The following is a 20,621-nucleotide window of genomic DNA, read 5'->3' on the forward strand; positions in this document are numbered from 1 at the left end:
GGATCAAGGCCATGACGCCCGAGGAGGTCGGCGAGCGCCTGGTCGCGCTGCTGACGGACGAGCAGCACGCCGTGGCCGGTCCGGTCATCGCCAGCGTCTCCGGCGGCGGGCCCCGGCACGAGCGGGCCGTGGTGGACGTACCCGTGGCCCGGTGGTGGGCCGCGGTCTCCATCGCCCGGGACCCGGCCGCGCTGGGCTGCGACTTCTTCGACTGGCTGTCGGCGGTCGACGAGCTGGCCGACGGCTTCCGGGTGGTGGCCCACCTGTGGTCCAGCAAGCGCCGGCACGGGCTGCTGCTGCGTACGCTGGTGCCGCGCGACGAGCCGGTGATCGAGTCGGTGGTGGACCTGTTCCCCGGCGCCACGTGGCACGAGCGGGAGACGTACGAGATGTTCGGCATCACGTTCGCCCGTCATCCGGATCTGCGGCCGCTGCTGCTGCCGCCCGGCTTCGAGGGGCATCCGCTGCGCAAGGAGTTCGTGCTGGCGTCCCGGGTGGCGAAGGCCTGGCCGGGCGCCAAGGAGCCCGGGGAGTCGGAGTCCGGCTCGGCCAAGCGCGCCCCGATGCGCCCGCCCGGCGTCCCCGACCCGAACGAGTGGGGGCCACTCAAGGGCAAGGTGCCGCCACCGGAAGCCCCGCCGCGACGCGCCGCCGGTGACCGCCCGGCCCGTCCTGCGGCCGGCGAGCGCCCGGCCCGTCCTGCGGCTGGCGAGCGCCCGGCCCGTCCTGCGGCCGGCGAGCGCCCGGCCCGTCCGGCCGCCGCCGAGGCGTCGCCCGAGCCGGAGGCACCGACAAAGGCGGAAGAGCCGCCGACCGAGGGGACCGACTGATGCCGCTCTGGCTCGACCTGACCGTCCGCGTCGTCGCGGTGGTCGGCGGCTTCCTCACCCTCCCGCTGGTCGTGGGCCAGGCCGAGCACAAGGTCATGGCGCACATGCAGGGCCGCCTCGGCCCGATGTACGCGGGCGCCTTCCACGGCTGGGCGCAGCTCATCGCCGACGGCGTGAAGTTCGTGCAGAAGGAGGACATCGCGCCGCGCGCCGCCGACCGGCGGGTGTTCCAGCTGGCGCCGATCGTCGCGCTCTTCCCGTACCTGTTGGTCCTGCTGGCGATCCCGCTCGGGCCCGGCGGCCTGGTCGCCCAGGCCATGGACATCGGCCTGTTCTTCGTTTTGGCCGTGCTCGGCGTCGGCGTGGTGGCCGTGCTGATGTCGGCGTGGGCGTCGGCGAACAAGTACAGCCTGCTCGGCGGCCTGCGCGGTGCCGCCCAGCTGCTCGGCTACGAGCTGCCGCTGGTGCTGGCCGCGGCCAGCGTCGCGATGGCCGCGGGCACCCTGAGCCTGCCCGGGATCGTCGCGGCGTGGCAGCCGTGGTGGCTGGTGTGGCAGTTCCCGGCCGCGGCGGTGTTCTTCGTCGCGGGCCTGGCCGAGATCCGGCGGCCTCCCTTCGATATGCCGATCGCCGACTCGGAGCTGGTCTTCGGTTACCTGACCGAGTACACCGGCCTGCGGTTCGCGTTCTTCCTGCTGGCCGAGTACGTCGGCATCGTCGTCATCGCGGCCCTGACCACGGTGCTGTTCCTCGGCGGCTGGCACGGCCCGTGGGCCGAGCAGCTCGGCTGGCTGTGGACGCTGGTCAAGGTGTTCGCGGTGTCGTTCGTCATCATCTGGCTGCGGGTGACCTACCCGCGGCTGCGCGAGGACCAGTTGCAGCGGCTGTGCTGGCTGGTCCTGGTGCCGGTCGCCCTGGCCCAGCTCGTGCTCACCGCGGCCGTCAAGGTGCTGACGTAGGCACCGGCTCGCCGGTCTCGCGCAGCGCGTTGGGCAGGAAGTCCGGCACGCCAGATCTTGAAGCCTTCAGGCGCGAAGCTAACCCGAACTCAGCAACGTCGGCGGTCTAGCTGGTCAGAGATGGCGTGGAGTGAGGGTGTTGACCGGAATCTTGACCGCCCAGGGCTCGGGCACATCGATGACGTCGCTGAACGTGCCGAACGGCTGGTACACCTCGTGCTCCGGGTCGATCTTGGATGCGTGCACCGTGATGCCGCCAGCCGTCTCTATCCGCCAGAAGAAGGGGATTCCGGCGGCGGCGTACAGGGCCGGTTTCGTGATCCGGTCCATGCTCTGCGAGGTCGGCGACACGATCTCGACCGCCAGCACGACCTCGTGCGGCGCGTAGTGCCCGGCCCGACGCCGGGCGGCCTCGTCAGTCGCCACAAGCACGTCCGGAATGAAGGACCGGCGGTTGCTGATCCGCACCTCGACGCCCTGGGTCACCTGCAGGTCAGGCGGGCAGGTCTGTTCCAGTGCAACGCCGAGTCGCATGGCAATGATCTGGTGCACGTCCGTGGGGGAGGGGGACACGAGAAGCACTCCATCGAGCAACTCGCGGCGCCGGCCGTCTTCGGGCATGGCTTCGAGGTGATCGGTGGTCCAGCCCCCGGCTGGCGGACGGCTGCCCAGTGCACCAGTCATGGGGCCTCCATGGAGGGGGTCACGCGCCTGCGGCTCACCGTATCGGAAGATCGCGGTGGGGGTGTGCTCGCGTCGCGCCCAGCGACCGGGCAGGATATGCGTTTGTGACTGACGACTCCGACCGGGGCACGCCGGGCAAGGGCCTGCTCAACGGGCTCGCCGTCACCCTCAAGACGATGACGCGGCGTAGCACGACGCAGCAGTACCCCGACGTCGAGCCAGACCTGCCGCCCCGCTCCCGCGGCGTGATCGCCCTGCTCGAGGAGAACTGCACGGTCTGCATGCTGTGCGCCCGCGAGTGCCCGGACTGGTGCATCTACATCGACTCGCACAAGGAGGAGGTCGTCGTCCCCGGCGCGGCCCGCCCCCGGCAGCGCAACGTGCTCGACCGATTCGACATCGACTTCTCCCTCTGCATGTACTGCGGGATCTGCATCGAGGCGTGCCCGTTCGACGCGCTGTACTGGACCCCCGAGTTCGAGTACTCCGAGTTCGAGCTGCGCGACCTGCTGCACGACAAGGAACGCCTCGGCGACTGGATGCAGACCGTGCCGCCGCCGCCCGCGCACGACCCGCTCGGCGAGCCGTCGAAGGAGGAGGCCACCGCGGCGCGCAAGGCCGCGGGCCCGGGCGCGGCCACACCGGCCAAGACCGCCAGACCGGCAACGGTACGGCCCACCCCCGGCCCGGGTCCGGAGCCGGGCTCGAGTCAGGAGCCCGGGACGTGACGGTCGCCGACGTGCTTCTGCTCGCGCTCGGAATCATCGCGGTCGGCTCGGGCGCCCTCGTCGTGACCAGCGACCACCTGGTCCGCTCCGGTCTCCACCTGGTCGTCAGCCTGGGTGCACTCGCCGGGCTGTACCTGGTGCTCGGCGCCGAGCTGATCGCCTGGGTGCAGGTGCTGATCTATGTGGGCGCCGTGGTGGTCCTGCTGCTGTTCGCGGTGATGCTGACCCGCGCCCCGATCGGCCCGTCGCCGGATCTCGACCGTCCAGCCTGGGCGGCCGCGCTGGTCGGCGGCGGTGTCGGGCTGGGACTGGCCGCCCTGTTCGCGGACGCGTACCGGTGGATCCACTTCCCGATGCCCGAGACGGGTACCGCGGCCCGGATGGGGGAGCAGATCTTCGGTGGCTGGGTGCTGCCGTTCGAGGTGCTGTCGATCCTGCTGCTGGCCGCGCTGGTCGGCGCGATCGTGCTGTCCCGGCCGGATCTCGGCGCCCGGCACGACGACCCGGCGGAGACGCACTGATGCACGCGGTCATCCCGATGGTCACGGCGGGCCTGCTGTTCGGGCTCGGCGTCTACGGCGTGCTGCGGCGCCGCAACGCGATCCTCGTCCTCATGGCCGTCGAGCTCATGCTGAACGCGGTCAACCTGGTCTTCGTGACCGCCGACGCCACGATCCGCTCCACGCTCGACACCGGCGCGCAGCACGCCGGCGCGGTGTTCACCCTGTTCGTGATCGTGCTGGCGGCGGCGGAGATCGGCGTGGGCCTCGCCATCGTGTTGCAGTTCTACCGGCTTCGGGCGAGCGTCGCCGTCGACGCGGTCGAGCTGGACCCGGCCGCTGACCCGACCGCTGCGGAGACGACCGCCGGGGAGGAGACACCAGCCGGAGTGGCCGCCGGAACGACGGCTACCGCGACAACGGCGACGGCTTCCGGGACGACGGCGGCTGACGCCGGGCCGGACGCGGCGGCGGGGACGGAGAACGTGTCCGGGTGAACATCGACGCCCTCGTGCCGGCGCTGCCCGGCGTACCCCTGCTGCTCGGCCTCGTGGGCCTCGTCCTGCCGCCCGGCGACGGCGGCCGCACCCGCCGCCGGCTGTCCGCCACCCTCGGCGTGCTGGGGGCCGCGGCCGCGCTGGCGGTCACCGTGCTGTTGCTGGCCCGCATCGACGGCCCGGTCGAGTCCGGGGTGCGCTGGATCGAACTGGGCGACCTGCCGGTCACCCTGACGTTCGCGGTCAGCCCCGCCGCGCTGTACGTCGCGCTGGCGGTCGCCGTCGTGGCGCTCGCCGTCCAGGTGTACTCGGTCTCCTACCTGCACGACGACCCCCGCTATGCGCCCTACGCCGCCCAGGTCAGCCTGTTCACGGGCGCGATGCTGCTGGTGGTGGTCGCCGGCGACCTGATCCCGCTGCTCGTCGGCTGGGAGGTGATGGGCGCCTGCTCGTACCTGCTGATCGGCCACGACCGGCGGCTGCCCGAGGCGCCGGGCGCGGCGGTGAAGGCGTTCCTGGTGACCCGGGTCGGCGATGTCGGCTTCCTGCTGGGCGTCGCGGTCCTGGGGGTCGGCGCGGGCACCTTCCGGATCGCGGACGTGCTGGCCCACGACTATCCGCCGGGGACGCTGACGGCCGCGCTGCTGCTGATCCTGGCCGGGGTCGCGGGCAAGAGCGCCCAGTTCCCGCTGCACACCTGGCTGCCGGACGCGATGGCCGGCCCGACCCCGATCTCCGCCCTCATCCACGCCGCCACCATGGTCGCCGCCGGGGTGTACGTCGTGGTCCGGCTGTTCCCGCTGTTCGAGGCTTCCCCGGCGGCGCTGGCCGTGCTCGGGGTGATGGCCGCGGTCACGCTGCTGCTGGGCGCGTTGTGCGCCACCGCGCAGGAGGACATCAAGCGGGTGCTGGCCTGGTCGACGGTGTCGCAGATCGGGTACATGACCGGGGCGCTGGCGGTCGGCTCGCCACCGGCGGCGCTGTTCCACCTGCTCACCCACGCCGCGTTCAAGGCGCTGCTGTTCCTCGGCGCGGGCGCGGTCATCCACGCGGTCGGCACGAACGCGTTGTCCCGTATGGGCGGGCTGCGCACCCGGATGCCCGCCACCTTCTGGTCCATGGCGATCGGGCTGGGCGCGCTGGCGGGGCTGCCGCCGCTGTCCGGCTTCTGGTCCAAGGAGACCGTCCTGACCGCCGCGGAGCACGCCGCCGACGGTGGCGGCCCCGCACCCGCCTGGGTCGGCTGGACGGTGTGGCTGGCGGCGCTGACCGGGGTCGCCGTCACCGCCTGGTACGCCACCCGCCTGCTGCTGCGCACGTTCTTCGGCGCCGCCCGGGCCCGCGACGACGACTGGCAGGTCGGCTTCGACGACGCCCGCTACGACCGCGACTTCGCCGCGCCGCACGACCCGCCCGCCCTGATGCGCTGGCCGGTCCTGCTGCTGGCCGTGCCCGCGGCGCTGCTGGGTCTCGCCGTCTACCTGCCCGGGTTCCGCGCCGCTCTGGGGCTCGACCGGCCCCACTTCGGCGCGACCGTCGCCCTGCCGCTGGCGCTGCTGGTCCTCGGTGCGGGCGCCGCCTGGTGGCGCTGGCGGGCCGTACCGGGCGCCGACCCGGCCGACGCGCTGGGCCGGGTGCGCCCGCTGTTCGCGAACGGCTTCTTCCTCGACTCGGTCCAGGACCGCCTGGTGGCCCGTCCCGTCCGGGCGGTCGCCGGGGGCCTGCGCCGCTTCGACGAACGGGTAGTCGACGGGGCCGTCGAGGGCACCGGGACCGCCGCGACCCGGCTCGGTGCGGCGCTGGCCGCCGTGCACCGGGCCGCCCTGCCCCGCGCCGCGGTGGCGGTGCTCACCGGCGCGCTGCTGCTCGGGGTGGCCGCCGCGATCTACGGAGCCGCGTCGTGATCCCGCCCGAGGTGTCGCCCGTCATTCAGGCGCTGCTGCTCGCCCTGGTCATCGTCCCGGCGCTGGGCGCGGTCGTCGTCGCGCTGCTGCCCGCCGGTCGCGACCGGGCGGGGCGCCTCGTCGCGACCGGGTTCGCCGCGCTGACGTTCGTGGTGGCGCTGCTGCTGGCCCGGCCGTCGGTGTACGGCGGTGGTCGGCTGGAGACCACAGCGGACGGCCGGTTGCTGTTCCTGCCCGCGGTCGAGGTGCACACCTCCTGGGTGCCCGCCTTGCACCTCGACCTGCACCTGGGACTGGACGGCGTCTCCTACCCGCTGGTGCTGCTCACCACGCTGCTGACGTTGTTGTGCTGCGCGTACACGGTGTGGTGGGCGCCGGACGGCGGCTCGGGCCGTACCCTCGTCGCGCTGCTGCTGGTCCTCGAGGTCGGCATCGTCGGCACCTTCCTCGCCCTGAACGTGGTGCTGTTCTTCGTCTTCTTCGAGGTCGTCCTGCTGCCGATGTACGCGGTGATCGCGGGCTGGGGCGGCCCGGGGCGGCGCGCGGCGGCCCGCAAGTTCGTGCTGTACACGCTGTTCGGCTCGGTGCTGTTGCTGCTCGGCGTCTTCACCGTCGTCACCGCGGCCGGTACCGGCGACCTGACCGTGCTGGCGGGCGGCGCGGGCCTGTCCCGCACCACGCAGTACGTCGCGTTCACGCTGTTCGCGGTGGCGTTCGCGGTGAAGGCCCCGCTGTGGCCGCTGCACACCTGGCTGCCGGACGCGCACACCGAGGCGCCCACGGTCGGCAGCGTGGTCCTCGCCGGTGTGCTGCTGAAGATGGGCACGTACGGCCTGATCCGCATCGGGCTGGGGGTGACGCCGCTGGGTGCGGTGTGGGCCAGCGGAGTCCTGGGGATCCTGGCGGTCGCCGCGATCGTGGTGGGTTCGCTGGTCTGTCTGCGGCAGACGGAGCTCAAGCGGCTCATCGCCTACTCCAGCGTCGGGCACATGGGTTTCGTGCTGCTGGGCATCGCCACCGTGACGATCACCGGGGTGCAGGCGGCCCTGATCGGCAACGTGGCGCACGGCATCATCACCGGCCTGCTGTTCTTCCTCGCCGGGGCGATCAAGGACCGGGCGCACACCGGCGACCTGGCCGAGTTGGGCGGGTTGCGGGAAACCGCGCCGCGCCTGGCCGGGTTGCTCGGCTTCGCGGCGATCGCGTCGCTCGGCCTGCCCGGGCTGGCGGGGTTCTGGGGGGAGGCGTTCGCGGTCGTCGCCGCGGTGCAGCGCGGCGGGCCGCTGTGGGTCACCCTGGCCGTGGTCGCCGCGATCGGTGGCGCGCTGACCGCCGCGTACTTCCTGAGGCTGTTGCGCCGGGTCACCCACGGACCGGCCACGCCGCTGGTCGCGGAACTGCCACGGCCGGTCCCGGCCGGGTACGAGTGGGCGGCGTGGGCGCCGCTGGTGCTGCTGGCGCTGTTGGTCGGCCTGATGCCCGCGCTGGTGCTGGCGGGTACCGGCGCCCCGGTGGAGATCCTGACGGGAGGGGCGTGGTGACCCAGTCCGTCGACCACTTCGCCTTGCTGCCGCTGTACGCCGCGGCCGGTACCGCCCTGCTGATCCTGCTGGCCGAGGTGACCGCCGGTCGCCGGGCCGTCGTCCTGGGTGCCGCGTTGCTCGGCGCCGCGGCCACCGCGGTTTGCGCCGGTGTGGTCGCCGGCCAGGGCGAGCGGTCGACGTTCTGCCTCGGCCCGGACTGTTCCTGGGTGGCCACCCCGCTGGCGGGGCTCGCCGCGGTGGTGTTCGCAGGGCTGACCGCCGGGGTGCTCGCGTTGTCCGTTCCCACGCTGCGGCTGGGTGCCGCGCCCGCGGGCGAGTTCTGCTTCCTGCTGGCCTGCTCGATGACCGGCGGGGTGACGGTCGCGTACGCGGGCGACCTGATCACCCTGATCGTCGGGCTGGAAACCCTCACCCTCCCGCTGTACGTGCTGGTCGGCCTGCGCCGCTTCGCCCCGCGCGAGCGGGTCACCACCGCGGGCGCCTCCGCGGCGGTCACGTTCTTCCTGATCAGCGTCGTCTCGACGGCGCTCGCCCTGCTCGGCGCCGCCCTGCTGTACGCCGCCACGGGTGCCCTGCACCTGTCCAGCCTGGGCGGCGACGCGGCGGCGCGGGCCCTCGCCGAGCTGGGCCTGAGCGTGCAGGACCTGGGTGGGCAGGGCGTCGGCGCGCCGGCCACCCTGGCGACGGTCGGTGCCGCGCTGCTGGTGGTGGGCTTCGGCTTCAAGGTCGCCGCGGTGCCGCTGCACGCCTGGGCGCCCGCCACGTACGACGGTGCGCCCGTGCCCGTTGCCGCGTACCTGTCGACCGCCTCCAAGCTGGGCGGTGTGGTCGCGCTGGCCGCGGTCGTGCCGCAGCTGGACACCGGCTGGCTGGTGGCGGTGCTGGCGGTGCTGACCATGACGGTGGGCAACCTGGTCGCGTTGCGGCAGACCCGGATGGTGCGGCTGCTGGCGTGGTCGTCGATCGCGCAGGCGGGCTACATCCTGGCCCCGCTGGCGGCGGGCGGTGCGGGGGTGCAGGCCGCCCTCGCGTACGCGGTCTTCTTCGTGGTGCTGGAGTTCGTCGCGTTCGGGGCGCTGGTCGCGTTGCGGCGTCCGGCCGCGGACGGCGGGGAGATCGCCGACTACCGGGGCGCCGGTCGCCGGGCGCCGTGGCGGGGCGCCGCGCTGGTGCTGGCGTTCGCCGGGCTGGCGGGTCTGCCGCCCGGGCTGGCGGGCCTGTTCGCCAAGGTGACCATCGTGGACGTACTGATCGACACCGGCTGGGCGTGGCTGGCCGGGGTGGTGGCCCTCAACGCGGTGATCGCGCTGGCGTACTACGTGCGCGCCGCCGCCGTCCTGTACGCCCCCGAGTCCCCGGCCGGTGTGCGTTCCCGGGTGGCCCCGTCGGTCGCGGCGGCGGTGGCCCTGGGTGCGGCGGTGGCCGTACTCGTGGGCCTGGCCCCTCAGTTGATCTTCAACGCGCTGAGCCCGTGACGTGGCGTGCGCCACGCCCAAGCGTCGCGTACAGCGAACTCACAGTCACTTACGGATGAATTCCCGGCGGCGTCATGTTGCCTGGGATGCGGGCCAAACCCGGCTCGCGTGCTGAAGGAGTGATCGTGCACAGCCACCACAACGGTCTCAAGACGGCCGCTCTGCTGGGTCTGCTCACCGCCATGATTCTCGCCGTCGGCTACTGGCTCGGCGGCAGCGCCGGGCTGGTCCTCGCGGTCGTCGTGTCGCTGGCGATGAACGCCGGCACCTACTTCTTCTCCGACAAGATCGCCCTGCGCTCGATGCGGGCCCGGCCGGTCACCGAGGCCGAGTTCCCCGCCCTGTACGAGATCGTCCGCGAGCTGGCGACCGAGGCACGCCAGCCGATGCCCCGCCTGTACGTGAGCCCGGCCATGCAGCCCAACGCGTTCGCGACCGGGCGCAACCCGCGCCACGCGGCGGTCGCGGTCACCGTGGGCATCACGCAGCTGCTGGACCGCCGGGAGCTGCGCGGCGTGATCGGCCACGAGTTGTCGCACGTCTACAACCGGGACATCCTCATCTCCAGCGTCGCGGCGGCGCTGGCGGGCATCGTCACGATGGTCGCGCAGCTGGCGTTCTTCCTGCCGCTCGGCGGCTCGGACGACGACGACGCCCCGAACCCGGCCGTGCTGCTGCTCATGCTGATCCTCGGCCCGCTGGCCGCCTCGATCATCCAGCTGGCGATCAGCCGGAACCGGGAGTTCCAGGCGGACGCGTCGGGCGCGGCGCTGACCCGTGACCCGCTCGCCCTGGCCAGCGCCCTGCAGAAGATCCAGTACGGCGCCCAGCGCCTGCCGCTGCCCGCCGACGGCCAGCTGGCCACCTCGGCCCACCTGATGATCGCCAACCCGCTGCGCGCGGGCGGCCTGGCGTCGCTGTTCTCGACGCACCCGCCGATGGAGGAGCGCGTCCGCCGCCTGCACGAGCTGGCGGCCAGCTCCACCGGCCCCGTCCAGTACGTGCGCTGACAACCGGCTCCACCTCACCCCGTCGCCCAGCCCGGGCGGCGGGGTGACGTCCGTGACAGCCCCTCGAATTCAGAGGCGGTCCCACCCCGCCGACGGTTAGCGTCGAAAGCTCGTTCGCTCGTTACCGATCTCCGGAGGTGGACCCCGTGACCGCGTTGCGTCAGTACCTTGGCGTGTGGCAACTGCCAGGCGGACGGGCTCTGCTGGTGATCGGCATCCTCGCCCGCCTCGGCATCGGCATGACCCCGCTGGCGCTGCTCCTGCTCGTCCAGCAGACCACCGGCCGCTACGCGGCCGCAGGCCTGGCGGGCGGCATGTACGCGCTCGCGGGCGCCGCGCTCAGCCCCGTCGCCGGTCGCCTCGCGGACCGCATCGGCCCGGCCCCGGTGCTGCTGGTCACGGCCGTGCTGCACCCGCTCGCGCTGGCCGCCCTGCTGATCGTGAGCCGGGGCGGTGAGTCCGCGCTGCCCCTGATCATCGTGGCGGCGGCCGCGGCCGGGGCGACGTACCCGCCGCTGACCGCCGCGGTCCGCCGGGCCTGGACCGACGCGACCGACGTCGCCAGCGGGCGGCACCACCTGCGCGGCGCCGCGATGGCCGCCGAGACGTCGCTGTTCGAGCTGGTGTTCGTCGTGGGCCCGATGCTGGTCGCCGGGTTCGTGGTGGCCACCCACGAGCCGTCGGCGGCGCTGGTCGCCTCCGCCGTGACCACGTTCGTGGGCACGCTGTGGATGGCCCGGCTGCCGATCATGCGGCAGGCCCGGCGGCACGCCGAGGACGACGCCGCCCGCGGCCTCGGCCCGCTGCGCATGCCCGGTTTCCCCGCGCTGCTGGTCTGCGTCGGCGCGCTCGGCACCGCGTTCGGCGCGGCCGGGGTGATCGTTCCCGCGTACGCCGGTCAGCACGGCGGCGGTGATGCCCTGGGCGGCGTGCTGCTGGGCGTCTGGGGCATCGGCTCGGCGATCGGCGGGCTCGCGTTCGGCACCCGCAAGCCCGCGATGGCGCTGCCCCGCCAGCTGGCCTGGCTGCTGGCCGCCGTGTCGGCGAGCTTCGTCGCGCTGGCGGTGATGCCGAACCCGATGGCGCTCGGCGTGGCCCTGGTGATCGGCGGAGCGACCATCGCCCCCGCGCTGACCGTGGAGACCAACCTGGTCGGGCGGCTCGCCCCGCCGTCGATGATGAACGAGGCGTACACCTGGGTGGTCACCGTCTCGGTCGCGGGCAGCGCGGCCGGTGGCGCGGTCTCCGGCGCGATCGTGGACCAGCCCGGCGGCCTGCCGTGGGCGTTCGTCTTCGCGGCCGGGGTGCTCGCGGTGTCCGCGCTGGTGGCGGCGCTGCCCGCCGGTTCGATGGCACGGGCCGACCGGCACGCGGCCGACCGGATCCGGCACGCCCTGGCCGCCGAGACCGCCTGAGGTCAGGCCGTCTCGGCCGCCCGGGCCACCGTGAGCGCCTGGAAGCGGATCTCGCCGTCGGTCACGGTGTGGAAGTCGACGATCTCGAACGCCGCCGCGGCGGCCCGCAGAATCTGCTCGTCGGTGCGGAACGCGAAGAACCGCGTGGGCTCCTGGACGTCGTCCTCGGCGACACCCTGCGCGGCCTGCCCGCCGTACATTCCGAGGTAGCCCAGGCCGCCCGGCTCGAGCACGTCGCGGACGGCGCGCAACGCGGCGCCAAGATCCGCATTGGGTACGTGCAGCAGCGAGTTCATCGCATACACGGCGTCGAACGCGGACGCCGGGAATCCCAGGTTCAGGAAGTCCCGGACGTACGCCTCCAGCCCCTTGGCCCGGCAGCGTTCCACCATGGCGGGCGCGAGGTCCACCACGACCACCCGCAGGCCCCCCTCGTCGCGGAAGAAGAGTCCGTCCTCGCCCGTGCCCGCGCCGATCTCCAGCAGCGTCCGTGCCCCGATCGCCCGCAGCCGGTCGAGGAACGCCTCGCGCTCCGCCAGCTTCCAGTACTGCTTGTCCATGCCGTCCCGCAATTCCGCCCCCGCGTCGTACGACGAGCGCAGGCGGGCGGTCACCTCGTCGTACCCGGTCGGGTCACCGTCTCGCAGCCTCATCGGTGTCTCCTGTTGTCAACAGAGCCCTCTTGGATAGCCTGGCGCGAACTGCGGGGCTTGTGAAGGAGCGTTGGATGGCCAAGGAAGTCGCGCGTCGACCGGAACAGCGCGTCGACACCATGCGGGCGTCGGACGCCGACCGGCAGCAGATCGCCGACCGGCTGAAGGCGGCGCTGGACGAGGGGCGGCTCAGCCTGGCCGAGTACGACGACCGGGTCCGCGACGCGTACGCGGCCCGCACGTACGCGGATCTGCTGGAGCTGACCGCCGACCTGCCGCAGCCCGGGCTGAGCGCCACGGAGGTGAGCGCCCGCCGCGCCGCCGAGGCCCGCCGCGCGGCCCGGCAGATGCCGACCGCGCTGATGGTGCTGTGGACGGTGTGGGGTGCACTGGCCGCCGTGAACGTGGCGGTGTGGCTGATCGTCGCCGTGACGGTCGGTTCCGGCGTCTACGTGTGGCCGGTCTGGCTGCTCGTGCCCGGTGCCGCACTGGCCGCCGTCACCGTCGGGGTGCAGGTGATCCGGCGCCGCCAGGACTGAGCCGCCCCTGCGTCCGGTGCGGGAAATGGCGTGCGCCCGCTGGCGCCCGCCGACCAGGATGGGCGCATGACGTGGCACAACACCGACAGCGTGGCGGAGTTCGCGGCGGCGGCGGGCGACTACCTGCGGTCCCGGCCGGTCGAGCACAGCGTCCCCCTCACCCTGGTGCGCTCGCTGGAGCTCAACGGCCCGCATACGTACGGGCCCGACGACCCGATCTTCGGCTGGTGGCGGGGCACCGACGGCGCGGTGTCCGGGGCCTATCTGCAGACCCCGCCGTACCCGCTGCTGTTGACCGCGATGCCCGCGCCGGCCGTCCCCGCCCTGGCCGAGATGCTCGCCGGGCGTGCGCTCTCCGGCGTGAACGCCCGCGCGGCCGACGCGGAGGTCTTCGTGGGGGAATGGCAGCGCCGCACCGGAGCCACGGGCACGCCGCGGGTACGGACCAGACTGTTCCGGCTCGGCACGCTGACCCCGCCGGACCCGCACCCGCCCGGACGGGCCCGGGTGGCCGGCCCGGGCGACCGCGACCTGCTGGTGCGCTGGATCGAGGCCTTCCACGACGAGGTGGGCGAGTCCGTCCGCGACAGCGGCTCCGTCGTCGACGACAAGCTCGCGTACGGTGGCCTGACCCTGTGGGAGATCGACGGCGAGCCGGTGTCCATGGCGGGCACGACCCGCCCGGAGGCCGGCATGGTGCGGGTGCTGGCGGTGTACACCCCGCGCGAGCGGCGCGGCCGCGGCTACGCCGGTGCGGTGGTCTCCGTGGTGAGCCGCGCGGCGGCCGACGCCGGCGCGACGGACGTGGTGCTCTTCACCGATCTGGCCAACCCCACGAGCAACGCCCTGTACCAGCGGCTGGGCTACCGGCCGGTGGAGGATCGCGTCGTGATGGAATTCGCGGCATGAGCGTCGGCAGAGTCATCTCGGTCAATCTGGCGGTGCCCGAGCCGGGCCCGAAGGGCGCCGGAACCACCGGCATCAACAAGGTGCCGGTCGAGCACCCCGTCGCCGTGCGCGCGCCCGGCCCCAAGACGACCGGCCTGCACAGCGGCCTGGTCGGCGACCAGATCTTCGACATCAAACACCACGGCGGCGACGACCAGGCCGTGTACGCGTACGCCCGCGAGGACTACGACTGGTGGGAGCGGGAGCTGGGCCGCAGCCTGCCCGGCGGGCTCTTCGGCGAGAACCTGACCACGGCCGGGGTGGACGTCAACGGCGCGCTGGTCGGCGAGACCTGGCGGATCGGAGAGCAGTTGCTGCTGCGCACCACGTTCGGCCGGATCCCCTGCATGACGTTCCAGGCCAAGATGAGCGAGCCGCACTGGGTGAAGCGGTTCGCCGCGGAGAACCGGCCCGGCGCCTACCTCAGCGTGGTGCACCCCGGCGACGTCCGGGCCGGCGACCGGGTGGAGGTCGTGGACCGTCCCGCCAACGGGGTCAGCATCGCCGACGCGTTCCGCATCTGGATGCACGATCCGGGGGAACTGCCGCGCCTGCTGGAGACGGAGGGAATCGGCGACGGTCTGCGGGCGGACATACGTAAACGGCTACGGCTCTGAGCCGTTTCTCATCCAGCCCAGACCGTTTCCGGACCGTTCTGTCGACTCCCTTCGATATCGGCAAATGGTGCGGCGCCGAGCGCCGATTCGTCAAGATTGGCGATTCGGTGACGCTTCTGGCGGATAATTTCGCGATTGGTCTTGACGGCGCAGCCTGGGCGGATTGTGCTTGAGGTGCGAGGTGGTGATCCCATGAAGATCGTCCTCGAACGCTCGGGTGGATTCGCGGCCGTTCCGGCGTTGTCCGGCGACGTGGTGGTGGAGACCGACGAACTGTCCCGGGAAATGGCATCGGAACTGGAGCGGTTGGTGGACACCGTCCGCCGCGCGCGCCGGGTCCCCCAAACGCCCCCCGCTGCCGGCGCCGCCGACGGGCGAACGTATCGCCTCATTATCGGCGGCCGGCGCGGGACCGATGTCCTGGCGTTCACCGATCTGACTCTCGACCCGGCCCTCGACGCTCTCGTCAAACGGCTGGAGGCGATTGCCCGAGGACGGTAACCCGATCCCCATCCCCGCCAGGAGTCACCATGATGCGAAACCGCGTTCAATGCATCGTTCCCCCGCACGTTCTGGAGGCCATCGAGGCCAACGGAACCCCGGAACAGCGGGCCTGGGCGGCCGCCACGTTGAGCGTCGACGCGACGGTCCGGGCCGACCGGGCGGAGGCCCCCACCGCACCCCCGCACCCGGCGGCGGACCTCACCGCGCATCGCCGGGTCTACGACGCCGGGAACACCACCTCGCTGCCCGGCACGCTGGTCCGCGGCGAGGGCGATCCCGCCAGCGCGGACGTCAGCGTGAACGAGGTGTACGACGGTTTCAGCACGACGCTCGACCTCTACAACCAGGTGTACTCGCGCAACTCCATCGACGATGCCGGCCTCGACCTGATCGGCACCGTCCATTACTCGACCGACTTCAACAACGCGATGTGGGACGGCGGGCAGGCGATTTTCGGCGACGGCGACGGCGACATATTCAACCGGTTCACCATCGCCGTCGACGTCATCGGTCATGAGTTGACCCACGGCGTCACGCAGTACACGGCCGCGCTCGCGTACCGGAATCAGTCGGGTGCCCTCAACGAGTCCATGTCGGATGTGTTCGGCTCGCTGGTCAAGCAGTATCACGCGTTCCCCCGGCAGACCGCCGAGCAGGCCGACTGGCTGATCGGGGCCGGACTGTGGGCGCCGCGCATCCGGGGGGCGGCACTGCGCTCGATGAAGGCACCGGGAACGGCGTACGAGGACCCGCTGGTGGGCAAGGATCCGCAACCGGCGACGATGGACGGCTATGTGACCACGCGACAGGACAACGGCGGCGTCCACATCAATTCCGGAATCCCCAACCATGCGTTCTACCTGGCGGCGCTGAACTTCGGCGGGTACGCCTGGGAGAAGGCCGGCCGGGTCTGGTATAGCGCGCTCACCGACCGGTCGTTGTCCAGCAACGCCGGTTTTCTGGATTTCGCCCGGCTGACCGTCCAGAAGGCGGAGGCCCTGTTCGGCTCCGGCGGGCGCCAGCGGATTCACGACGCCTGGGCCCGGGTGGGCATCAGCACCTGACGCCGGCGCACAGGACGGATCGGCTGAAACAGAGGATGTCCCCTGGTTTCCCTGCTCATTGGGTCTTGGGGGACTGGTGTCCTCTGCCTTACGGCGTCCTCGCCGGTGAGCGACTGTCACGCTACCCGTGGTCGCGGTCCCCGGGGTCGTCAATGGCCAGATAGTTCTCGGCCACGAGAACGCCCTCCGGCCCGCGCTCGTAGATCCAGGCGTTCCAGTTCGCCACCAGCCATGCGCGGTCAACGGCCCGTATCCCATCGCGGAGTAGCAGGGCCTCTGCCGGCAGTCGCACGAGTGTGATCCCGGCCTTGTACCCAGTCGCCACGAGCAACGAGAAGCCGCTCGGCGACTCGAGATCCTCGATCAGCAGGAAGTCCACGACGGACTCGTACGGGTAATCGGCCGGACAGCGCAGAACGGTGCCGCGGCTGAGATACTCGGCGCGGTACCCGGTCAGCTCCGTCCACGCCGCCGCGCTGACCCTTGGCGTGGCAACCTTGCCTTGGTGTTTCACGGTCCCGTCCTTCTCCGGCACACCCGCGCCTATTTGCGGCCCCGCACAATAGCAAAGGCGCCGCGCGTCGACCGAGGCCGAGATGAGCCGTGCGGTTTCCTTCACGCCGAAGTCGAGAGTGATCCGGTCGTTGGCCGGATCAGCAGGTCGCAGTCGGGCACGGTCGCGGGGGCGAACCAACCACCTGCTGTCGTCGATGGCGCCGCGGAGTCCTCGGTCACGCGAGATCCAGCCGCGCGCGGTCCTCACCGTGGACAGCCGTCAGCGTCGCCGGCCGTCCGCGGACCCACAGCCGCTTGACGTGCACGCCGTCCCAGCCCTGGGGCATCGTCACCGGTCGGCCGCACCAGCCGGCGGGATCCCCCTCGCGCAGGGTCATCCCGGTGAGCCCGTACAGGCAACCGGTCAGAAAGCCGCCGATGTTGGCGATGAACGGCCCGGCGCGTGGCTTGTCCGGGTAGACCGAGGGGCTGTACTCGGTGACGACGGAGTGCGGCTGCTGCACGAACTCGGCGAAGCCGCGCTCGTACAGCTCGAGCGCCCGGTCCCGCTCCCCGAGTCGCGCCGCATACACACCGGCCAGGGCCGAGAGCATGGGTGAGCCCAGATATCCGTCGACGTTGCCGACGGCCGCGGACAAGGTGCGCCGTTCCGTCTCCGGGTCGACCGGATAGCCGGCGGGGAAGAGCCCGGCGGCGGCCTCCGGGGTGTCGCCCATCCGCTCGTCCGGCCGGTAGTCGTCGTGGTTGACGATCGCGCCGTCGGAGTTCCGGGGCAGCACGAGGCCGTCGGCGATGCGGGTCCACACGTCGTTCGCACGGAAGCCGAGCGCAGCGGCGAGAGCTGCCGCCTCGCGCAGCGCCATCGCCGCCGACATGTTGACGAAGGCGTTGTTGTCCACCGGCGCCCCGGTCTCGGCGACCCCCTGCACCCGCTGGATCTCGTAGCCCCGCCCGGTGCGCCGCACGCGGCTGGCCACCCACCGGGCGACCTCGGCCAGCACCGGCCAGGCCGCCCCGCGAGCGAACTCGTCGTCCCCGGTGGCGTGCACGTACTGGGCAAAGGCCAACGCCACGTCCGCGCTGACGTGGTGCTCCGTGCCCGGGGCCTCCCCGCCCATCGGGGTGGCCTCCTGGCCGGTGCGGGGGCCGCTCTCCCACGGGAACTGCGCCCCGGCGTATCCCTGCGCCTCGGCGTTGGAACGCGCGCCACCCAGGCGGGAACGGCGGTAGCCCAGCAGCCCCCGCGCCGCGTCCGGTTGGCTGAGCAGCAAGGCCGGCACCGCGAAGGTCTCGATGTCCCACATCACGTGGCCGCGGTAGTAGTGGTAGTCCGGCCAGTAGGCCATGCCGAACGGTGAGGTGTGGCTCGGCGAGGCGCGGTGCACGGAGGTGTGCAGGTAGAAGAACGCTGCGTCGGTCAGCGCCTGCCACCGGCTCGGCGCGCCGGTCAGCTCGATGCGGCCGCGCCACAGCTGCGCCCATCTCTCGGAGTGCTCGGCGAGCAGCGCGTCGAAGCCGCGCTGCCGCGCGTCGTCGAGCATCCGGACGGCGTGCAGGTGCGGCTCCCAGTGGAAGGCGTCGGTCACCACGCTGGAGAGCTGGCGCAGCCGGTACGCCCGCCCGGGCTGCGCGGTGACCCGGTAGGCGGTCGCCGTGTTGCCCGTGACGGTGTGCCGGAACTCCGGGGTGCAGCCCTCGGCGCCGGCGAGCTCGGTCGCCCAGGCGATGGCGCAGGAGGACATCTCGCCCGGCCCGCGCCAGCCCAGCACGCCGTCCGCGGAGCCGTACCGGCCGCCCGAGCCCAGCTCGGCCAGGAACGGGATGCCCAGCGGCCCGCTGGCGTCCACGCCGGCGGTCAGCTCGAGCTCGCAACCGGCGTCGACCCGGACGGTCACCTCCTGCATGGCGATCGTCGGGAACACCTTGTTGCAGACCGTGAGGATGTCGACGTTGGCGCGCACGCCCCCCGTGGCGAAGGTCAGCGCGGTGCGCACCTCGCCGCGGGTGAAGTCGTACCGCTGCTCGCGCAGGAGCGCCCCCGCCGGGGCCGACGAGATCGGGGTCCCGTCGACCACCACGTCGCCGGCCAGCGGGTAAGGGACGGGCAGCATCGACTCCACCTCCTCACGGGGGTCCGGGCCGACGAAGCCGTTGACCGTGGCCACGCCGCGCAGCGGTGCCGCCTCGAACCGCAGCCCGATCAGCCCGTTGGACACGTAGACCGGCACGTGGTCGAAGCGCCATTCGCGCACCGGGTCGGGGTTGATCGGTTCGCTCATTTCGTGCCTCCCAGGCGCCAGTGGGGATCGTCGCGGTGTCTCCGGTGCTCCCCGACCGCGCCGTCCGGGCCGTGCACGAGCACCCGGACGGCGCGAGGCGGGGGCGTGTGCTCGCCGTCGCGGTCGGCGCGCAGCACGCCGTCGCGGTAGGCGAACACGGTGGTCGCGCTCGCCCCGGAGCGGTGTGCGGTGGTGTGCCCGTCGTCCTCGTAGAGGCGGCCTCCGGCACGGCCGTGCTCGTCCGGGTGGACCGAGACTGTCAGCGGGTCGAGCGGGCGCTGGCCGGTCCACAGCAGCTCCGGGCCGGTCGGCAGCACCGCACCGCCGCGCACGTACACCGGCGGGTCGCCGTCCAGTGGCGCGGCGGCCGGCACCCGACCCGGTCCGCGACGAGCGGCCCCGCCGGCCAGCGGGTACCACAGCCCGGCGGGCAGGTAGACGCTGCGCCCCTCACGGCCCGGACGCAGCACCGGCGCGACGAGCAGGTCCTCCCCCAGCATCGCCTGGTCGTCGCAGAGCCGGGCCTGCCGGTCGGCGCCGTGGTGGTAGAGCAGCGGCCGCAGCACCGGCGCCCCGGTGCGGGCCGATTCCTCGAAGACCGTGTAGAGGTAGGGCAGCAGCCGGTACCGCAGCGCCATCGCGCGCCGGCAGACCGCCTCGATGTTGGGACCCCACGTCCACGGCTCCTGTTCGGCGCACTCCTTCGACCCGTTGCTGCGGGCCAGCGGGTAGAAGGCGCCCAGCTGGTACCAGCGAGCGAGCAGTTCCGGGCCGCAGTCGGCGAAGAAGCCGCCGATGTCCGCGCCGGCGAACGACACCCCGGACAGTCCGAGGTTCAGCAGCTGCGGCAGGGACATCGCCAGGTGCTCCCAGTAGCTGGCGTTGTCGCCGGTCCACACCGCGGCGAGCCGCTGCACCCCGGTGAAGCCGGCCCGGGTCAGCACCAGGGTCCGCTCGTCCGGGAAGGCCCTCGCGAGCGCGTGGGCGCTGGCGGTGGCCTGCAGCATCCCGTAGACGTTGTGTACCTCGGCGTGGGTGGTGCGCTCCGCGTCCATTCCGTGCGGGGTGTCCAGTGGTGGTTCGACCCGCCGGGCGACCGGGTCCTCGATCGGACGGTCCCGCATGGACGGCTCATTCATGTCGTCGACCACGCACCGGACGCCGGCGTCCGTCGCGACCGAGTGCCAGCCGGCCCACCAGTCCCGTATCTCGGCCCGCGAGAAGTCGGGGAAGGCGCACAGGCCGGGCCACACGTAGCGCAGCAGCAGGCCGGCATCCTCGCCACCGCCGTCGCGCAGGAAGCATCCGACCTCGACGCCCTGGGTGTAGACGGGGTACCCGCCCTCCGGATCGTGCTTGACCCCCGGGTCGACGGTCAGTAGTCGGCCATGGGACCGCCCGGCGGCGTCCATCACCAGGGAGAACGGGATCGCCTTGTACAGCTCGTCGGTGCCCGGCCCCTGTTCCTCGAACCGGTCGGTGCACCAGAAGGAATACCGTCGCCCCCGCTTGTCCAGCGGACCGGTGCGCTCGCCGAAGCCGAAGTGGTGCTCCCCCGCCGGCATCCGGTGCTGCCAACGGGACGGGCCCGGCGGATCCGTCCAGCGAGGGCCGCCGTCCGGGCCGTCGTCCAGCAGGACCTGACCGGTCCGCGGGTCGCGGACGCTCACCCGGCAGCCGTTCGGCTCCAGCCGAACGGCGAGCATGTCGGAGCGCAGCTCCACCGCGTTCCCGCGCTCCGTCACTTGCACAGCCGGTGGCGGGACGGCGTCGTCCGGCGGGAGGGGCGACCACGAGCGGCGGAGGGCGAACGAGCCCTGTGGCGCCAACCGGATCCGGACGACGCCCTCCTGGACGACGGTCACGGCGAGCACCGGTCCGCCGTATTCGGCCATCAGGGTCGCGCCCTGCAGCCGGTACTCGCGCAGGGCGCCCGCGCACTGCTCCATCCGCCG

The 20,621-nt window shown here is 72.8% G+C and carries 20 protein-coding genes; 15 read left to right on the forward strand and 5 right to left on the reverse strand.

Annotated elements, in window-relative coordinates; all coding sequences use genetic code 11:
- Nucleotides 1-11 precede the first annotated feature (11 nt).
- Both EV385_RS18410 and EV385_RS18415 read left to right on the forward strand, forming a co-directional pair.
- The gene (locus EV385_RS18410) at nucleotides 12-830 is read left to right on the forward strand and encodes an NADH-quinone oxidoreductase subunit C (protein ID WP_130510583.1); all 819 of its coding nucleotides are present in this window, start codon (nucleotides 12-14) and stop codon (nucleotides 828-830) included.
- Nucleotides 830-1,789 (forward strand): complex I subunit 1/NuoH family protein, encoded by a 960-nt coding sequence (locus tag EV385_RS18415; protein ID WP_130510584.1) that lies wholly within the window; start codon nucleotides 830-832, stop codon nucleotides 1,787-1,789. The genes EV385_RS18410 and EV385_RS18415 overlap by 1 nt, the downstream gene beginning before the upstream one ends.
- A gap of 114 nt (nucleotides 1,790-1,903) precedes the next feature.
- On the opposite strand, the gene EV385_RS18420 is transcribed toward EV385_RS18415, so the two are convergent.
- The gene (locus EV385_RS18420; protein ID WP_130510585.1) at nucleotides 1,904-2,473 is read right to left on the reverse strand and encodes a Uma2 family endonuclease; all 570 of its coding nucleotides are present in this window, start codon (nucleotides 2,471-2,473) and stop codon (nucleotides 1,904-1,906) included.
- A gap of 104 nt (nucleotides 2,474-2,577) precedes the next feature.
- Here EV385_RS18420 and EV385_RS18425 point away from each other — a divergent pair, with 104 nt between their 5' ends.
- The 8 genes from EV385_RS18425 (at nucleotide 2,578) to EV385_RS18460 (ending at nucleotide 11,546) form a co-directional block, all read left to right on the forward strand.
- Nucleotides 2,578-3,201: a NuoI/complex I 23 kDa subunit family protein gene (locus tag EV385_RS18425; protein ID WP_130510586.1), complete on the forward strand. Its 624-nt coding sequence runs from the start codon at nucleotides 2,578-2,580 to the stop codon at nucleotides 3,199-3,201.
- Entirely contained in the window at nucleotides 3,198-3,722 is a 525-nt protein-coding gene (locus tag EV385_RS18430; protein WP_130510587.1) for an NADH-quinone oxidoreductase subunit J family protein, read from the forward strand. Before EV385_RS18425 ends, EV385_RS18430 begins: the two co-directional genes overlap by 4 nt.
- Nucleotides 3,722-4,198: an NADH-quinone oxidoreductase subunit NuoK gene (gene nuoK / locus EV385_RS18435; protein ID WP_130510588.1), complete on the forward strand. Its 477-nt coding sequence runs from the start codon at nucleotides 3,722-3,724 to the stop codon at nucleotides 4,196-4,198. Before EV385_RS18430 ends, nuoK begins: the two co-directional genes overlap by 1 nt.
- Nucleotides 4,195-6,102 (forward strand): NADH-quinone oxidoreductase subunit 5 family protein, encoded by a 1,908-nt coding sequence (locus tag EV385_RS18440; RefSeq protein WP_130510589.1) that lies wholly within the window; start codon nucleotides 4,195-4,197, stop codon nucleotides 6,100-6,102. Before nuoK ends, EV385_RS18440 begins: the two co-directional genes overlap by 4 nt.
- A gap of 11 nt (nucleotides 6,103-6,113) precedes the next feature.
- Nucleotides 6,114-7,643 carry a complex I subunit 4 family protein gene (locus EV385_RS18445; RefSeq protein ID WP_130513403.1) on the forward strand — a complete coding sequence of 510 codons (1,530 nt, stop codon included), beginning with the start codon at nucleotides 6,114-6,116 and terminating at the stop codon, nucleotides 7,641-7,643.
- Nucleotides 7,640-9,121: an NADH-quinone oxidoreductase subunit N gene (locus tag EV385_RS18450; RefSeq protein WP_130510590.1), complete on the forward strand. Its 1,482-nt coding sequence runs from the start codon at nucleotides 7,640-7,642 to the stop codon at nucleotides 9,119-9,121. The genes EV385_RS18445 and EV385_RS18450 overlap by 4 nt, the downstream gene beginning before the upstream one ends.
- Before the next feature lie 86 nt (nucleotides 9,122-9,207).
- Entirely contained in the window at nucleotides 9,208-10,131 is a 924-nt protein-coding gene (gene htpX / locus EV385_RS18455) for a zinc metalloprotease HtpX (RefSeq protein WP_130510591.1), read from the forward strand.
- Between the two features lie 146 nt (nucleotides 10,132-10,277).
- Nucleotides 10,278-11,546 (forward strand): MFS transporter, encoded by a 1,269-nt coding sequence (locus tag EV385_RS18460; RefSeq protein ID WP_130510592.1) that lies wholly within the window; start codon nucleotides 10,278-10,280, stop codon nucleotides 11,544-11,546.
- A 2-nt stretch (nucleotides 11,547-11,548) separates the two neighbouring features.
- On the opposite strand, the gene EV385_RS18465 is transcribed toward EV385_RS18460, so the two are convergent.
- Nucleotides 11,549-12,199, reverse strand: coding sequence for a class I SAM-dependent methyltransferase (locus EV385_RS18465; protein ID WP_130510593.1), 651 nt, complete (start codon nucleotides 12,197-12,199; stop codon nucleotides 11,549-11,551).
- Between the two features lie 74 nt (nucleotides 12,200-12,273).
- On the opposite strand from EV385_RS18465, the gene EV385_RS18470 reads away from it, so the two are divergent.
- From EV385_RS18470 to EV385_RS18490, 5 genes are all read left to right on the forward strand, one after another.
- Entirely contained in the window at nucleotides 12,274-12,738 is a 465-nt protein-coding gene (locus tag EV385_RS18470) for a DUF1707 SHOCT-like domain-containing protein (RefSeq protein ID WP_130510594.1), read from the forward strand.
- Nucleotides 12,739-12,804: 66 nt separating this feature from the next.
- Nucleotides 12,805-13,647 carry a GNAT family N-acetyltransferase gene (locus EV385_RS18475; RefSeq protein ID WP_130510595.1) on the forward strand — a complete coding sequence of 281 codons (843 nt, stop codon included), beginning with the start codon at nucleotides 12,805-12,807 and terminating at the stop codon, nucleotides 13,645-13,647.
- The gene (locus EV385_RS18480; RefSeq protein ID WP_130510596.1) at nucleotides 13,644-14,303 is read left to right on the forward strand and encodes an MOSC domain-containing protein; all 660 of its coding nucleotides are present in this window, start codon (nucleotides 13,644-13,646) and stop codon (nucleotides 14,301-14,303) included. The genes EV385_RS18475 and EV385_RS18480 overlap by 4 nt, the downstream gene beginning before the upstream one ends.
- A 192-nt stretch (nucleotides 14,304-14,495) precedes the next feature.
- The gene (locus tag EV385_RS18485; protein WP_130510597.1) at nucleotides 14,496-14,804 is read left to right on the forward strand and encodes a protealysin inhibitor emfourin; all 309 of its coding nucleotides are present in this window, start codon (nucleotides 14,496-14,498) and stop codon (nucleotides 14,802-14,804) included.
- 29 nt (nucleotides 14,805-14,833) lie between these two features.
- Nucleotides 14,834-15,871: a M4 family metallopeptidase gene (locus EV385_RS18490; protein WP_130510598.1), complete on the forward strand. Its 1,038-nt coding sequence runs from the start codon at nucleotides 14,834-14,836 to the stop codon at nucleotides 15,869-15,871.
- Between the two features lie 121 nt (nucleotides 15,872-15,992).
- Here the strand turns inward: EV385_RS18490 and imm45 are convergent, their stop codons facing one another.
- From imm45 to EV385_RS18505, 3 genes are all read right to left on the reverse strand, one after another.
- The gene (imm45, locus tag EV385_RS18495) at nucleotides 15,993-16,490 is read right to left on the reverse strand and encodes an Imm45 family immunity protein (protein ID WP_207229867.1); all 498 of its coding nucleotides are present in this window, start codon (nucleotides 16,488-16,490) and stop codon (nucleotides 15,993-15,995) included.
- A gap of 112 nt (nucleotides 16,491-16,602) precedes the next feature.
- Complete coding sequence (locus EV385_RS18500; RefSeq protein ID WP_130510599.1) at nucleotides 16,603-18,666, reverse strand: glycoside hydrolase family 65 protein; 2,064 nt, start codon at nucleotides 18,664-18,666, stop codon at nucleotides 16,603-16,605.
- A complete protein-coding gene (locus EV385_RS18505; RefSeq protein ID WP_165449525.1) occupies nucleotides 18,663-20,615 on the reverse strand; it encodes a TIM-barrel domain-containing protein in 1,953 nt (650 codons plus the stop codon). The genes EV385_RS18500 and EV385_RS18505 overlap by 4 nt, the downstream gene beginning before the upstream one ends.
- Between the last annotated feature and the right edge of the window lie 6 nt (nucleotides 20,616-20,621).

The organism is Krasilnikovia cinnamomea (assembly GCF_004217545.1).
GTDB classification, from domain to species: Bacteria; Actinomycetota; Actinomycetes; order Mycobacteriales; family Micromonosporaceae; genus Actinoplanes; species Actinoplanes cinnamomeus.